Source organism: Streptomyces sp. NPDC047049, from assembly GCF_040643995.1.
In the GTDB taxonomy this organism is placed as follows: Bacteria; Actinomycetota; Actinomycetes; order Streptomycetales; family Streptomycetaceae; genus Streptomyces; species Streptomyces mooreae.
Window position 1 is genome coordinate 523,612 of sequence record NZ_JBEYVM010000002.1, and the last position, 15,553, is coordinate 539,164.

Sequence of the window (15,553 nt, forward strand, 5' to 3'; positions counted from 1 at the left end):
CCCCCTCACACCTCCCTGGCCGCCCGTTCCAGGATGCGGGCGGCCACCGCGGGGGAGTCCACCAGCGGATGCAGCGCCAGCGCCCGCAGCGCGGCGTCCCTGTCCTTGTAGACCGCCGCCTCAACCGTCGCCCGCTCCACCGCCTTGACCTGCAGCATCAGCCCCAACTGGTCCTCGGGCAGCGGCGCGCAGGGCAGCGGCCTGGCGCCCTGCGACGTCACCTCGCACACCGTCTCCACGATCGCGTCCGGCGCCAGCTGCGGCACCGTCGTCCCGTTGCGGACGTTGAGGATCAGCCGGGTCCCGCTGCCGCCCACGATGGCGTGCATCAACGCCAGCGCCACCCGGTCGTAACCACCGCCCTCCAGGTCGTGGCTGTCGCGCTGCCAGCCGCCACTGGCCTCCCTGCTGTGCGCCATATACGTCTCCTCGCGCTCCAGCCGGGTGCGCTCCCACAGCTCGTACGCCCCCTCCGGGCCGCCGGCCGACGCCGCCCGCTCGAAGAAGCCGCCCTGCTGCTGGTCGAGGAATTCACCGCGGGTCTCGGTGGTCTCCCGTACGGAGTCGAGGGTTTCGCGGCGGAAGTAGTAGTAGTGCAGGTACTCGTTGGGCAGCGCGCCCAGGGTCCGCAGCCAGTCGGCGCCGAAGAGCCGGCCCTCCTCGAAGGAGCCCAGGGCGGCGTCGTCGGCGAGCAGCCCCGGCAGCAGCTCGGTACCGTCCAGCGTCAACGACCGCAGCCAGCCGAGGTGGTTGAGCCCCACGTAGTCGTAGTCGACCCGGCCGGTGTCGTCGAAGGCCGCCGGCTCCACGCCGGCCGCCCGTGCCGCCCGGCGCACCAGCCCCACCGGCGAATCGCAGATCCCGATGACCCGGTCGCCCAGCACCTGGGACATCGCCTCGGTGACCGTGCCCGCCGGGTTGGTGAAGTTGATGACCCACGCCTTCGGGGCGAGGGCCGCGATCCGCTCGGCGATGTGCAGGGCCACCGGGACCGTCCGCAGGCCGTAGAGGACACCGCCCGCGCCGACCGTCTCCTGGCCGAGCACCCCCTCGGACAGCGGGATCCGCTCGTCGCGGATCCGGCCCGCGGTGCCGCCCACCCGGATCGCCGAGAAGACGAAGCCGGCCCCGGCCAGCGCGTCGTCCAGCCGGTGCTCGACCCGTACGGGCACCGGCGCCGGATGCCCCCGGGCCAGCCGCGTCAGCACCTCGGCGATCACCGCCACCCGGCGCGGATCGGTGTCGTGCAGCACCACCTCGGAGACGGCGTGCGCCGGGTCGTCCAGCAGCGCGCGGTAGACCAGCGGCACCCGGAAGCCGCCCCCGCCCAGAATCGTCAGCCTCATGGGGCGGAACGTACCGCAGCATCAGGCACACTGGCGGCACGTGCCGATACGAGAGGAGCGAGCACGGTGAGCAGCCGACGCGATGACCTTTTGCCCGCGGGACCGGCCGCAGTGCCACCGGCCCTCGATCCGCTCGCCGCGGTGCGCGCCGACGGCGATCCGTACACCGACGTCTATCTCACCGGCACCGTCTTCCTGGACATCATCTTCACCGGCCTGGACAGCGCCCCCGTCCGCGGCACCGAATCGTGGGCCCGCGGCATGGGCTCCAGCCCCGGCGGCGTCGCCAACATGGCCACCGCGCTGGCCCGGCTCGGCCTGCGCACCTCCCTGGCCGCCGCGTTCGGCGACGACCACTACGGCGAGTACTGCTGGGAAGCGCTCGAACAGGGCGAGGGCATCGACCTGGCGCTGTCCCGCACCGTCCCCGGCTGGCACTCCCCGGTGACCGTCTCCATGGCGTACGAGGGCGAGCGCACGATGGTCTCGCACGGCCACGAGGCACCGCCGCCCGACTTCGCCTTCGACGGCAAGCACGCCCCGGGCTGCCCGCCGCCGTCCCGCGCCTGCGTCGCCTCGCTGGTACCGGGCCGCCGGGAGGGCTGGCTGGGCTGCGCGGCCGGCCGCGGCAGCCGCATCTTCGCGGACGTGGGCTGGGACGACACCGGCCGCTGGGACCCGGCCGACCTCGCCGACCTCGAACACTGCGAGGCGTTCCTGCCCAACGCCGAGGAGGCGATGCGCTACACCCGCACCACCTGCCCGCGCGACGCCGCCCACAAGCTCGCCGACCGGGTGCCGCTGGCGGTGGTCACGCTGGGTGCCGAGGGCGCCTACGCGGTGGACGGGCGGACCGGGGAGAGCGCCGAGGTGCCCGCCATCGCCGTGGAGGAGCTGGATCCCACGGGCGCCGGCGATGTCTTCGTCGCCGGATTCGTCACCGGCACCCTCGCCGACTGGCCGCTCGCCGACCGGCTCGCCTTCGCGGGGCTGAGCGCCGCGCTGTCCGTCCAGGAATTCGGCGGCTCGCTGTCCGCACCGGGGTGGGCCGAGATCGCCGGCTGGTGGCAGCAGGTGCGCGCCTACGAGGCGGGTGCGCCGGGCGCGCTGCGCCGCCAGTACGCCTTCCTCGACGAGGTGCTGCCCGCGGCCTACCGGCCCGCCCCGCTGGCCCGCGCCGTCCCCACGATCGGCTTCCGCCGCCCGGCCTGAGCGGCCCCCGGGCCGGACCGGACGCGCACCGGCCCCCACGGACGCGCACCGGCCGCCCCCGGCGGCGTCCCGGCCCCGGCAGGAAAAGACCTCGGGCTTGTCAGTGCCCCGTCGTACTCTTGTATCCCAAGGAGTCGAGTGCAGGTCATTGCAGGCAGGCACCTCTTACGAGCAAAGGATGGGGGTTGAGCAGGCCACCGAGCCGCCCCATGACGCAGACACCCACGCAACCGCAGGCGCGCGCCCAGTTCACCGTCCCGGCCAAACACCCGATGGTCACGGTCCTGGGATCCGGAGACTCCCTTCTGCGCGTGATCGAAAAAGCCTTCCCGGCGACCGACATCCATGTCCGGGGCAACGAAGTCAGCGCGGTCGGCGACGCCGCCGAGGTCGCCCTGGTCCAGCGCCTCTTCGACGAGATGATGCTGGTGCTCCGCACCGGACAACCGATGACGGAGGACGCAGTGGAACGCTCCATCGCCATGCTGCGCGCGGCGGAGGACGGCGAGGGAGCGGTGAGTGAGACACCCGCCGAGGTGCTCACCCAGAACATCCTGTCCAACCGCGGCCGCACGATCCGGCCCAAGACCCTCAACCAGAAGCGCTACGTCGACGCCATCGACGAGCACACGGTGGTCTTCGGCATCGGCCCGGCCGGCACCGGCAAGACCTACCTCGCGATGGCGAAGGCCGTGCAGGCGCTGCAGGCCAAGCAGGTCAACCGCATCATCCTGACCCGCCCCGCGGTCGAGGCCGGCGAACGGCTCGGTTTCCTGCCCGGCACCCTCTACGAGAAGATCGACCCGTATCTGCGCCCGCTCTACGACGCGCTGCACGACATGCTCGACCCCGACTCCATCCCGCGCCTGATGGCCGCGGGCACGATCGAGGTCGCTCCGCTGGCATACATGCGCGGCCGGACGCTCAATGACGCGTTCATCATCCTCGACGAGGCGCAGAACACGAACCCCGAGCAGATGAAGATGTTCCTCACCCGCCTCGGTTTCGACTCGAAGATCGTCATCACCGGCGATGTCACCCAGGTCGACCTCCCCGGCGGCACCAAGAGCGGTCTGCGCCAGGTCCGGGACATCCTGGACGGCGTCGACGATGTGCATTTCTCCCTGCTCACCAGCCAGGATGTGGTCCGCCACAAGCTGGTCGGCCGTATCGTCGACGCCTACGAGAAGTACGACAGCCGCAACGGCAAGTGAGTGCGGGCCGGCCGGGAGCACCGGCCGGCCCGTGCCCGGCACACAGAAGCGAGAAGCGACCCCCCCCATGTCCATCGACGTCAACAACGAGTCCGGCACGGCCGTCGACGAGCAGGCCATCCTGGATGTCGCCCGCTACGCCGTCGCCCGGATGCGTATCCACCCGCTCTCCGAGCTGTCCGTGATCGTCGTGGACGCCGAGGCCATGGAACAGCTCCATCTCCAGTGGATGGACCTGCCGGGACCGACCGATGTCATGTCCTTCCCGATGGACGAGCTGCGTCCGCCGGCGAAGGACGACGAGGAGCCCCCGCAGGGTCTCCTCGGTGACATCGTGCTGTGCCCCGAGGTCGCCAAGAAGCAGGGCGAGGAGGCCCCGACGGGGCACAGCATGGACGAAGAGCTCCAGCTGCTCACCGTCCACGGCGTGCTCCACCTCCTCGGCTACGACCACGAAGAGCCGGACGAGAAGGCCGAGATGTTCGGCCTGCAGGCGGCGATCATCGACGGCTGGCGGACCGAGCAGGGCCTGACCGGCCCCTCGCCGGCCCCCACCGTGACCTGACGGGACGCCGTGATGACCACCCAGCTGATCGCGGTCGCGGTCCTGCTCGTCGTGATCGCCTGGCTCGCCGCCTGCGCGGAAGCCGGTCTGGCCCGTACGACGAGTTTCCGGGCCGAGGAAGCCGTCCGCTCCGGCCGCCGCGGCAGCGCCAAGCTCGCCGCGGTCGCCGCCGACCCCACCCGCTACCTCAATGTCGCCCTGCTGGTGCGGGTCGGCTGCGAGATGGCCGCCGGTGTCCTGGTCACCTACGCCTGTCTGCGCTCCTTCGACAAGACGTGGCAGGCGCTGACCGTCGCCATCGCCGTGATGGTGCTGGTCTCCTATGTCGCCGTCGGCGTCTCGCCCCGGACCATCGGCCGCCAGCATCCGCTGAACACCGCGACCGCCGCCGCCTATGTGCTGCTGCCGCTGGCCCGCGTCATGGGCCCCGTCCCGCAGCTGCTGATCCTCCTCGGCAACGCCCTCACCCCGGGCAAGGGCTTCCGCAAGGGTCCGTTCGCCTCCGAGGCCGAGCTGCGCTCGCTGGTCGACCTCGCGGAGAAGGAGTCGCTGATCGAGGACGAGGAGCGCCGGATGGTGCACTCCGTCTTCCAGCTCGGCGACACCCTCGTCCGCGAGGTGATGGTGCCGCGCACGGACCTGGTCGCCGTCGAGCGCTTCAAGACCATCCGCCAGGCGCTCACCCTGGCCCTGCGCTCCGGCTTCTCGCGCATCCCGGTGACCGGCGAGAACGAGGACGATGTCGTCGGCGTGGTCTACCTCAAGGACCTCGCCCGCAAGGTCCACATCAGCCGCGACGCCGAGAACGAGCTGGTCTCCACGGCCATGCGCCCCGCCGTCTTCGTCCCCGACACCAAGAATGCCGGTGATCTGCTGCGCGAAATGCAGCAGGACCGCAATCATGTCGCGGTGGTCATCGACGAATACGGCGGCACCGCCGGAATTGTCACCATCGAGGACATCCTGGAAGAGATCGTCGGCGAGATCACCGACGAATACGACCGGGAACTGCCGCCCGTCGAAGATCTCGGCGAAGGCCGCTATCGCGTCACCGCCCGGCTGGACATCGGCGACCTCGGCGAGCTGTACGGGCTGGCCGAGCTGGACGACGAGGATGTCGAAACGGTCGGCGGGCTGCTCGCCAAGCTCCTGGGCCGGGTGCCCATCGCCGGCGCCACCGCCGAGGTCGACCTCTCCGAGGACGTGTCCGACCCGGGCCTGAAGGCGCTCCGGCTGACCGCGGAGTCCCCGGCCGGCCGCCGCAACAAGATCATTACGGTGGTCTGTGAGCCGGTGCGCAGCGAGGGGGCGGACGCGTCCGAGGAGCCCTGGGCGGGCGGCCGTTCCGCCGGCTGAACGGATGCGGAATTCACCGCGTAATTCTTTGTGGCGGCGGGAATAATTCTCGCCACAGAACTCCACAAGGCTACTTATCTCCAGTGCACCGGAAATGTTCTGCAAGTCATTTCCGGTGGGGCTGGATTCTTTCGTGTGCCGCATGGAAAGATCTTCGGGCGGTCGCTGGAAGCGCGGCCGTCACGCGTGAGAGAAATCGTCACAGAGATCTTCCCGCGCAGGCTGCCCCGGAGCGGGGGACCGGGGCAGCCACCTCTCCCTTCCGCCGCGGCGCCGGACCGGCCGCCCCCTTTCCCACCGCCGTCCGCGGCCCCGCATATGCTCGCCCGTATGAGCGAAGCCGCACCGCTGGACCCGGAAGACCGCAAGATCATCACGCTTGCCCGCTCGGCGCGGGCCCGTAACGGCGTGCCGGAGGGCGCCGCCGTCCGCGACGAGACCGGCCGCACCTATGTCGCCGGCACCGTCGCCCTGGAGTCGCTGCAGCTCAGCGCGCTGCAGACGGCCGTGGCGATGGCCGTCGCCAGCGGGGCCACGTCCTTGGAGGCCGCGGCCGTGGTCACCGACGCCGAGCGCGCCGCCGACGCGGACCGTGCGGCCGTACGGGACCTCGGCGGGCCCGCGACGCCCGTCCTGGTCGCCGGCCCCGACGGCACCCTGCGCAGCACCGTCCCGGCGGGCGACGCACCGGCCTGAGCGCGGGGCGGTACGGGCGGACGGGCACGGGTGCCGTACGGACGGAGTGCGGACGGCGTGCGGGGGTGGCCCGCCGGTTGCGGCCCCTCGGCCGCGGCGGGCCGCTCCGTCCCGGCCGCCCCTCCCGGCCACCCCGGGCCGGCCGCCGCGGCCGTTTGGTCGGAGCCGCGCCCGGCATCGGGGAGAATGGGCGCCATGAGCGTTCGTACAGAGTCCTCCGCCGCGCACCGCGCCGGCTTCGCCTGCTTCGTCGGCCGCCCCAACGCGGGCAAGTCCACCCTCACGAACGCTCTCGTCGGCACGAAGGTGGCCATCACCTCCAACCGCCCGCAGACCACCCGCCACACGGTGCGCGGCATCGTGCACCGCCCCGAGGCGCAGCTGGTCCTCGTCGACACCCCCGGTCTGCACAAGCCGCGCACGCTGCTCGGCGAGCGGCTGAACGACGTCGTGCGGACCACCTGGTCCGAGGTGGACGTGATCGGCTTCTGCCTGCCCGCCGACCAGAAGATCGGCCCCGGCGACCGCTATATCGCGGCGGAGCTGGCGGGCATCAAGAAGACCCCCAAGGTCGCCATCGTCACCAAGACCGACCTCGTCGACTCCAAGGCGCTGGCCGCCCAGCTGATCGCCATCGACCAGCTCGGCAAGGAACTGGGCATCGAATGGGCCGAGATCATCCCGGTCTCGGCGGTCGCATTGGAAGAGGCGGGGCGCAGCCCCTCGGACAACGGCGGTGGCGGGCGAGGGGCCGGCCAGGTGGCGCTCCTCGCCGACCTGCTCGTGCCGATGCTCCCGGAGAGCCCGCCGCTCTACCCCGAGGGCGATCTCACCGACGAGCCCGAGCAGGTCATGGTCGCCGAGCTGATCCGCGAGGCCGCGCTGGAGGGCGTCCGCGACGAACTGCCGCACTCCATCGCGGTGGTCGTCGAGGAGATGCTGCCGCGCCAGGACCGCCCCGCCGAGAAGCCCCTCCTCGACATCCATGCGAATGTCTACATCGAGCGCCCCAGCCAGAAGGGGATCATCATCGGCCCCAAGGGCAAGCGCCTGAAGGAGGTCGGCATGAAGTCCCGCAAGCACATCGAGGCGCTGCTCGGCACGCCGGTCTTCCTGGATCTGCACGTCAAGGTCGCCAAGGACTGGCAGCGCGACCCGAAGCAGCTGCGCAAACTGGGCTTCTGAGCCCGGCCCGGCTCCCGGCCGCGGGGCGCCGCGGCCCTCGGAGGCCACGCCCCGGATGCCGCGCAGCCGCTCAGGCCACGCCCCGGATCCGGCGCACCAGCAGCGCCCCCACCAGCCCGACCGCCGCCGCGACGGCGTACAGCATCCGGTAGCCGCCGAGGTGATGGACGATCGGCGCGGCCAGCGCGGGGGCGGCGACCTGCGGCAGCGCGTTGGCGATATTGATGACGCCCATGTCCTTGCCGCGGTGCGCGGCGGCCGGCAGCACCTGCGTCATCAGCGCGAAGTCGACGGCGGTGAAGACGCCGAACCCCACCCCGAGCAGCGCCGCGGCGCACAGCGCGCCCGGCCAGGTCTGCCAGCCGGCCAGCAGCCCGGTCGCCACCGTCATGATCACCCCGGACCACAGCACGAACGGCTGCCGCCGCCCCGCCCGGTCCGACCAGAAGCCCCCGACCACGACCGTGCCCAGCAGGGTCACGCCGTTGACCGCGGTCAGTACCAGCACCCCGCCGCCCGGGTCCGGCCGGTGCAGCACATCGCGCAGGTAGTACAGCAGGTACAGCAGGGCCAGTGCGTTGCCCAGGTTGATCAGGAACCGGGTCAGCCAGGCCCACCCCAGATCGGGATGGCGGCGCGGACTGATCCAGAACCCGGCGGCCAGGGCCCGCAGGCTCAGCGCCGGGCGCCGCCCGGCGGGCAGCACCGGGTCCCGGTGCCACAGCACATACGGCAGGGTGCCCAGCACCACGAAACCTGCGCAGGCCAGATAGCCCGCGGACACTCCCCCCGTGGCCACGCCTCCCTCCGCCGCACCTCCGGCGGCCACGCCTCCCGCTGCCACGCCCCCCGCCACCGTCGCCAGGCCCGTCCCGGCCACCACGCCCAGGATCTGCGCGGCACCCAGCCAGCCGCCCACCGCCCCGCGCTGCCGCCGCGGCACCCGGTCGGGCACCGCCGCGGTGATCGCCGCGAAGGCCGCATTGAGGGTGAGCTGCACCAGACACCACCCCAGCACCATCACCGCCACCGAGCGCGCCCCGGCCAGCAGGGCGAGCGCGCCGGCCCCGCCGGCGACCCCCGCGGCGATCCACGGCGTACGCCGCCCGAACCGCGAGGCCGTACGGTCCGACAGCGCCCCGAAGAGCGGGTTGGCCACCATCGAGACGACGGCCCCCGCCCCCGTCACCCACGCCAGCACCGACTCCTTCGGCGTCCCCGGCGGCGCGAGCTCGGCGGCCTGCAGCGCCAGCAGGATCTGCAGCGGCCCGTACCACCCGACCCAGATCGCCCCGTTGGCCAGCGACAGCGCGGCGGTCCACGCCCGCCCGGCCGGCTGCGACGGCTCCGCAAGCGCCCCGGGAGCCGGGCCGCTCATCCCCGTGCCTGCTCCCGCAGCACGCCTTGCAGCCAGCGGTACGAGGCCTTGGGCGTCCGCTCCAGCGTCGCGTAGTCCACGTGCACCAGCCCGAACCGCCGGGCGTACCCCTCCGCCCACTCGAAGTTGTCCATCAGCGACCACACGAAGTAGCCCCGCACGTCCACCCCGGCCGCCATCGCCGCGTGCAGCGCCCGCAGATGCCCGTCCAGGAACGCGATCCGCTCCCGGTCCTCGATCCCCTCGTACGAGCACCCGTTCTCGGTGATCACGACGGGCGGCAGCCGGTCCCCGTACCGCTCCCGGAACGACACCAGCAGCTCGGTCAGCGCCTCCGGCACCACCGGCCAGCCGAAATCGGTGCGGGGGTAGCCCTCGATCTCCCGTGGCGCGAAGGGAAGTTCGGGCGGCAGCCGGATCCCGCCGAAGTCGGTCCCCGCGGCCTCTTCCGCCCCCGTAGCCTCATCCGTCCCCGCGGCTTTCTCCGTCCCCGGGGCGCCCACCAGCGTCGGCTGGTAGTAGTTGATCCCGTACCAGTCCACCGGCTCCGCGATGACCTTCAGATCCTCCGCGACCGGCCCCGGCAGCAGCGCCGCCAGCTCCTCGTCCGGATACCGGCCCAGCAGCACCGGCTCCGCGAACAGCCGGTTGAGCAGCAGGTCGTAGAGGCCGGCCGCCGCGGTGTCCGCCTCCGACGCGCTCGCCGTCCAGGTCGGCCCGTGGGAGTTGGCGATCCCGATGTCCGTCGCCCCGCGGGCCCGCAGGGCCTGCACGGCCAGCCCGTGTCCCAGCAGTTGATGGTGCGCGGCCGGCAGCGCGTCGAACAGCAGCTGCCGCCCCGGCGCATGCTGTCCCAGCCCGTAGCCCAGCAAGGTCACCTCGGCGGGCTCGTTGAGCGTGATCCACCGCTCCACCCGGTCCCCGAGCCGCCCCGCCACCACGTCCGCATACGCCGCGAAGCGCTCGGCGGTCTCCCGCCGGAGCCAGCCGCCGCGCTCCTCCAGCGCCTGCGGGGTGTCCCAGTGGAAGAGCGTCGGCACCGGTGCGACGCCCGCCGCCAGCAACGCGTCCACCAGCCGGTCGTAGAAGTCCAGCCCCGCGCCGTTGACCGCCCCGTCCCCGTCCGGCACCACCCGCGGCCAGGCCACCGAGAACCGGTACGCCCCGACCCCGAGCTCCCGGAGCAGTCCCACGTCCTCCCGGTACCGGTGGTAGTGGCCGGTCGCCACCCGGGCGTCCGACCCGTCCTTGATCCGCCCGCCCCCCGCCGCGAAGACATCCCAGACGGAGCGCCCCCGCCCGTCTTCCTCCACCGCCCCCTCGATCTGCGGGGCGGACGTGGACACCCCCCATAAGAAGTCACGTGGGAAGCGGGGCAGCGGGGCGGGCACCGGTTCGGTCGTCATGCGCCGGATCTTTGTAACCGGCGGTAACGGTGTCAAGGGGTGGGCGGCGACGGGAAGTCGGGGCGCCGCGCCAGCCACCCCCGGCGGGTGGTAGCGCCCAGGCCCTAAGCCCCTTCCTTCATCACCTTGGTGATCAGCTTGCGCTGTTCGTCCGTGAGCCGGGGGTCGGAGCAGTAGACCGTCCGGCCGTCGACCGTGATCTGGTAGCTGAAGCCGTCCGGCACGCCGACGGGGGGCTCGGTGCGGCCGGTGGCGACGGCGTCCTTGGCCAGGGTCTGCCAGTCCTCGGCGTCCGGGCGGCCCGAGGTGTCGACCTCGGCGCGGCGGTCGACGCCCGCAAAACCGCCGGTGCGATGAACGTGAATGCGCATAACGACTCCTCCGACGTCACGACTCCTCCGACGTCCTCCGACGGACGTCTACCCCGTACGGCCACGCTAACCGTGCGCGGGGCGGGCGCGCCTGCCGGCGGCGCCCGCCCCGCGGACCTCGTGGCGCCGTTACTTCGGGGTCACGCCGACCTGCGTCCAGGCCTTGACCACGGCCTCGTGCTCATCGCCCGCCCCGAAGCGGGCCTGGGCGGCCTTGACGGTGAGGGCGGCGAAGTCGGCGAACTGCGCGTCGGTGGAGAGCTTGCCGCCGGTCAGGACGTCGTACCAGACCTGCCCCGCCCGCTCCCAGGCCTTGCCGCCGAGGGCGGTGGCGGCCAGGTAGAAGGCGTGGTTGGGGATACCGGAGTTGATGTGGACGCCGCCGTTGTCGTCGTTGGTGCGGACGTAGCCCTTCATCGTGGCGGGCTGCGGGTCCTTGCCCAGGACGTCGTCGTCGTACGCGGTGCCCGGAGCCTTCATCGAGCGCAGCGCCTTGCCGGTGACGTTCGGGCCGAGGAGGTCGGCGCCGATCAGCCAGTCGGCCTGGTCGGCGGTCTGGCCGAGGGCGTACTGCTTGATCAGCACGCCGAAGACGTCGGAGACGGACTCGTTGAGGGCACCGGGCTGGCCCTCATAGGTGAGGTTGGCGGTGTACTGGGTGACGCCGTGGGTGAGCTCGTGGCCGATGACGTCGACGGGGATGGTGAAGTCCTTGAACAGGTCGTTGTCGCCGTCGCCGAAGACCATCCGCTCGCCGTCCCAGAAGGCGTTGTCGTACTTCCGGCCATAGTGGACGGTGGCGTTGAGCGGCAGGCCGGCGCCGTCGATGGACTTCCGGCCGTAGATCTTGAGGTAGAGCTCGAAGGTGGCGCCGAGGCCGGCGTGGGCGCGGTTGACGGAGGCGTCCTTGACGGGGCCGTCCTTCTCCGAGTGCACCTTGTGACCGGGCAGGTTCTCCTGGTGCCGGGCGTCGTAGACGGTGCGGTTCGGCTTGTCGGGGGAGGCGCCGGGCTCGCCCGGGGTCAGCCCGCCGCGGGCGGCGAGCTCGCGGCGCTCGATGCGCCGTGCGTGGTCGTGCTCCAGGGTCCGGCGGGCGGGCTCGTGCCGCTCCGGGTCGTCGGACTGCGCCAGGTTGTCGAGGATGTGCGGCGGGATGATCGTGCAGAAGACCGGGGTGTGGCCGGTGGCCTGATCTGACTGCGCATCGTTGAGGTCCATGAACAAACGGTGGCACTGTGTGATGCGGCTGTCACTCCCCGCGTCCAAGATTCCCGAAAAAGTGTGGTTGGTCGCATTTAGGGAACAAAGTCCGCCCGGTCCCGCATACTGATACGCGACCGCCCTCCAGGGCCGACCTCGGCTAAGGTGCTGTGCATCATGCGTTTCGGGCTGCTTCTCCTTAGCTGCCGCGGTGAGGGCCTGTAGTCGTAGGCCGACCCCCTCCCCGCGGAGTTCGGTGTTGCGATCTTTTCGCCCCGTCGGCCCTCCCTGACTCCCCAGGAGCAGGGGGACCCCAGCGGACACACGAGGAGCCCCACGCACCATGACGAATCCGTCGAGCCCCGCAGGCCATCCCGTCGGCCGGCGCACCCCGGTCACCAACGCGACGCAGCTGCAGCGGCCCTCGGGCATGCCGGTCCACAAGTACGGCCGCTACGAAGCCGTCGACATCCCCGACCGCACCTGGCCCGACAACCGCATCACCGCCGCGCCCCGCTGGCTCTCGACCGACCTGCGCGACGGCAACCAGGCGCTGATCGACCCGATGTCGCCGGCCCGCAAGCGCGAGATGTTCGATCTGCTGGTACGCATGGGCTACAAGGAGATCGAGGTCGGCTTCCCGTCCTCCGGTGAGACCGACTTCGCCTTCGTCCGCTCCATCATCGAAGAGGGCGCGATCCCCGAGGACGTGACGATCTCCGTCCTGACGCAGGCCCGCGAGGAGCTGATCGAGCGCACCGTGGAGTCGCTGCGCGGCGCCCACCGGGCCACCGTGCACCTGTACAACGCCACCGCGCCCACCTTCCGCCGGGTCGTCTTCCGCGGCTCGAAGGAGCAGGTCAAGCAGATCGCGGTGGACGGCACCCGGCTGGTGATGGAGTACGCCGACAAGATCCTGGGCGACGAGACGATCTTCGGCTACCAGTACAGCCCGGAGATCTTCACCGACACCGAGCTGGACTTCGCGCTGGAGGTCTGCGAGGCGGTGATGGACGTCTGGCAGCCCGAGGAGGGCCGCGAGATCATCCTGAACCTGCCCGCCACCGTGGAGCGTTCGACGCCCTCCACCCACGCCGACCGCTTCGAGTGGATGTCGCGCCACCTGTCCCGGCGCGAGCACGTCTGCCTGTCCGTGCACCCGCACAACGACCGCGGCACCGCCGTCGCCGCCGCCGAGCTGGCGGTCATGGCGGGCGCCGACCGCATCGAGGGCTGCCTGTTCGGCCAGGGTGAGCGCACCGGCAACGTCGACCTGGTGACGCTGGGCATGAACCTGTTCTCGCAGGGCGTCGACCCGCAGATCGACTTCTCGCAGATCGACGAGATCCGTCGCACCAGCGAGTACTGCAACCAGATGGAGATCCACCCGCGCCACCCCTACGCGGGCGATCTGGTCTACACCGCCTTCTCCGGCTCCCACCAGGACGCCATCAAGAAGGGCTTCGACGCCATGGAGGCCGAGGCCACCGCCGCCGGCAAGACCGTGGACGACATCGCGTGGGCGGTCCCGTACCTGCCCATCGACCCCAAGGACGTCGGCCGCTCCTACGAGGCGGTCATCCGCGTCAACTCGCAGTCCGGCAAGGGCGGTATCGCCTACGTCCTGAAGAACGACCACCACCTGGACCTGCCGCGCCGGATGCAGATCGAGTTCTCCCGGATCATCCAGGAGAAGACCGACACCGAGGGCGGCGAGATCACCCCCACCGCCATCTGGTCGGCCTTCCAGGACGAGTACCTGCCCAACCCGCACAACCCGTGGGGCCGCATCCAGGTCAAGAACGGCCAGACCACCACCGACAAGGACGGCATCGACACCCTCACCGTCGAAGCCGAGGTGGACGGCGCGGAAACCGTGCTGGTCGGCACCGGCAACGGCCCGATCTCCGCGTTCTTCCACGCGCTGCAGGGCGTCGACATCGACGCGCGGCTGCTCGACTACCAGGAGCACACCATGAGCGAGGGCGCCTCCTCGCTGGCCGCCTCGTACATCGAGTGCGCGATCGGCGACAAGGTGCTGTGGGGCATCGGCATCGACGCGAACACCACGCGTGCCTCGCTGAAGGCCGTCGTCTCCGCCGTGAACCGCGCGGGCCGCTGACCCGGCCCGGCAGCCGCACCGTCCCGCACGCGCCCCCGTCGCTCTCCCCGAGCGGCGGGGGCGCCGTGGTGCGACGCCACCTGAAGGTGGGGTTTGAATCCCCTCCATGTCACTCTTGGTGAGTGCGTCAGTACTTTTGGTGACCGGGCGCTCGTCGGACAGGCCGCGACGCCGGACACCAAGGACGTGCAGATGAGCAGACACGGCATGCCCGCACTCTCCCGGCTCCTCCTGGCGGCGGCCGCCTCGCTGGCCGTGGTGGCCTCGGCCCTCGCCCCGGCGGCCTCGGGCGCACCGGCCCGGGTGGCCGACCGTCCGGAGTACGTGGCGCTCGGCGACTCCTACAGCGCCGGCGTATGGGTCCGCCCCTGGGAGGAGGACGACGGCTGCGGCCGCTCCGCGCGCAACTATCCGCACCAGGTCGCCCGTCAGCTGGGGTTCCACCTGACGGATGCGACCTGCGGGGCCGCCGAGGTGGTCGACGGGGTCCTGGGGCCCCAGCCGGCCGCCAAGATCTACGGACCGCCGTCGGTCCCGCCCCCGGGCGGCTGGTCCGATCTGCCCCCGCAGGTGGAGGCGCTGTCCCCCGATACCGACTACGTCACCGTCGGCATCGGCGGCAACTCCCTCGGCTTCGGGTCCATCGTGAGCACCTGCCTCGAACTGGGCATCACCAAGCCCCTGCAGACCAAGCCCTGCACCGACCGCTACACCGGCGCGGGCGAGGGGGCGGGCTGGCTGGAGGAGCGGTTCGCGCAGCTCGACGCCGACTTCGACCGCATGATGACGGTGATCCACCGTCGCGCACCGCAGGCGAGGATCGCCGTCGTCGGCTACCCCGCCATCGTCCCGGACGGCGCCGGCTGTTCGTTCCTGCACTGGAACCAGCTCGGCAGCGTCAAGAAGGGCGACATGCCCTGGCTGGACGGCCTCGAAAAGCGCCTGAACGGGCTGCTCCACCGGCACGCCGAGGAGCACGCCGCGCTCTACGTCGACACCTACGGGCCCAGCCTGAACCACGGGGTGTGCCACAGCGGGGACGCGAAGTGGATGTACGGCGTCCGGGACAACCTCACCGGTGACGGCGACCAGACCGACACACCGTCGGAGCTGTGCAAGGACATCCCCGGCTCCGGCGAGGCCTGCACCTTCGTCCACCCCAACGCCCGCGGCCTGGACAACCAGGCGCACCAGGTGACCCGCGCCCTGATGACCTCGATGGGGTGACGGGAAGCCCGGTGCGCTCCCGCCCTGCCCGCACCGTTTTGGCCAAGCCCGGCCCGCGGCGCCACCGGGGCCCGCGGCCGCCCCGCCCGCCGCCCGCCTCCTGACAGCCACGCAGTTCACCGCGCCCCCAGGCCTCTGCCCCTCCCGTGCAAGGGGGCAGAGGCCTTCGTCATCCGGCCAGTTGTCCGGTACGAGGTGCTGACGCCACATCATGTATGTGGCTAACATCACGTCCCATACGGCGAGGGCGCCATGGGGTACTCCCTGGGAACCCC

General features: G+C 71.7%; 13 protein-coding genes. 8 read left to right on the forward strand and 5 right to left on the reverse strand.

Annotation, left to right across the window (positions count from 1 at the left end):
• Positions 1–5: 5 nt before the first annotated feature.
• Positions 6–1,346: a 6-phospho-beta-glucosidase gene (locus ABZ851_RS06350; RefSeq protein ID WP_361122879.1), complete on the reverse strand. Its 1,341-nt coding sequence runs from the start codon at positions 1,344–1,346 to the stop codon at positions 6–8.
• Positions 1,347–1,412: 66 nt separating this feature from the next.
• Here ABZ851_RS06350 and ABZ851_RS06355 point away from each other — a divergent pair, with 66 nt between their 5' ends.
• From ABZ851_RS06355 to ABZ851_RS06380, 6 genes are all read left to right on the forward strand, one after another.
• The gene (locus ABZ851_RS06355) at positions 1,413–2,558 is read left to right on the forward strand and encodes a PfkB family carbohydrate kinase (protein WP_361122882.1); all 1,146 of its coding nucleotides are present in this window, start codon (positions 1,413–1,415) and stop codon (positions 2,556–2,558) included.
• Positions 2,559–2,767: 209 nt separating this feature from the next.
• Positions 2,768–3,772: a PhoH family protein gene (locus tag ABZ851_RS06360; RefSeq protein WP_311625103.1), complete on the forward strand. Its 1,005-nt coding sequence runs from the start codon at positions 2,768–2,770 to the stop codon at positions 3,770–3,772.
• Between the two features lie 67 nt (positions 3,773–3,839).
• Positions 3,840–4,337 (forward strand): rRNA maturation RNase YbeY, encoded by a 498-nt coding sequence (gene ybeY / locus ABZ851_RS06365; protein ID WP_088797596.1) that lies wholly within the window; start codon positions 3,840–3,842, stop codon positions 4,335–4,337.
• Between the two features lie 12 nt (positions 4,338–4,349).
• Positions 4,350–5,693 carry a hemolysin family protein gene (locus ABZ851_RS06370; protein ID WP_361122887.1) on the forward strand — a complete coding sequence of 448 codons (1,344 nt, stop codon included), beginning with the start codon at positions 4,350–4,352 and terminating at the stop codon, positions 5,691–5,693.
• 330 nt (positions 5,694–6,023) lie between these two features.
• Complete coding sequence (locus ABZ851_RS06375; RefSeq protein WP_336049021.1) at positions 6,024–6,389, forward strand: cytidine deaminase; 366 nt, start codon at positions 6,024–6,026, stop codon at positions 6,387–6,389.
• Positions 6,390–6,584: 195 nt separating this feature from the next.
• Positions 6,585–7,574, forward strand: coding sequence for a GTPase Era (locus ABZ851_RS06380; RefSeq protein ID WP_361122890.1), 990 nt, complete (start codon positions 6,585–6,587; stop codon positions 7,572–7,574).
• 70 nt (positions 7,575–7,644) lie between these two features.
• On the opposite strand, the gene ABZ851_RS06385 is transcribed toward ABZ851_RS06380, so the two are convergent.
• From ABZ851_RS06385 to ABZ851_RS06400, 4 genes are all read right to left on the reverse strand, one after another.
• Positions 7,645–8,952: an MFS transporter gene (locus ABZ851_RS06385; RefSeq protein WP_361122893.1), complete on the reverse strand. Its 1,308-nt coding sequence runs from the start codon at positions 8,950–8,952 to the stop codon at positions 7,645–7,647.
• Positions 8,949–10,358 (reverse strand): family 1 glycosylhydrolase, encoded by a 1,410-nt coding sequence (locus tag ABZ851_RS06390; protein WP_361122896.1) that lies wholly within the window; start codon positions 10,356–10,358, stop codon positions 8,949–8,951. Before ABZ851_RS06390 ends, ABZ851_RS06385 begins: the two co-directional genes overlap by 4 nt.
• Before the next feature lie 104 nt (positions 10,359–10,462).
• The gene (locus ABZ851_RS06395) at positions 10,463–10,729 is read right to left on the reverse strand and encodes a protealysin inhibitor emfourin (RefSeq protein WP_361122899.1); all 267 of its coding nucleotides are present in this window, start codon (positions 10,727–10,729) and stop codon (positions 10,463–10,465) included.
• A gap of 129 nt (positions 10,730–10,858) precedes the next feature.
• Positions 10,859–11,947 (reverse strand): M4 family metallopeptidase, encoded by a 1,089-nt coding sequence (locus ABZ851_RS06400; RefSeq protein ID WP_361122902.1) that lies wholly within the window; start codon positions 11,945–11,947, stop codon positions 10,859–10,861.
• 325 nt (positions 11,948–12,272) lie between these two features.
• Here ABZ851_RS06400 and leuA point away from each other — a divergent pair, with 325 nt between their 5' ends.
• Both leuA and ABZ851_RS06410 read left to right on the forward strand, forming a co-directional pair.
• A complete protein-coding gene (leuA, locus tag ABZ851_RS06405) occupies positions 12,273–14,051 on the forward strand; it encodes a 2-isopropylmalate synthase (protein WP_361122905.1) in 1,779 nt (592 codons plus the stop codon).
• A gap of 192 nt (positions 14,052–14,243) precedes the next feature.
• Positions 14,244–15,278, forward strand: a complete 1,035-nt coding sequence (locus ABZ851_RS06410) for an SGNH/GDSL hydrolase family protein (RefSeq protein WP_361122908.1) — start codon at positions 14,244–14,246, stop codon at positions 15,276–15,278.
• Positions 15,279–15,553 lie beyond the last annotated feature (275 nt).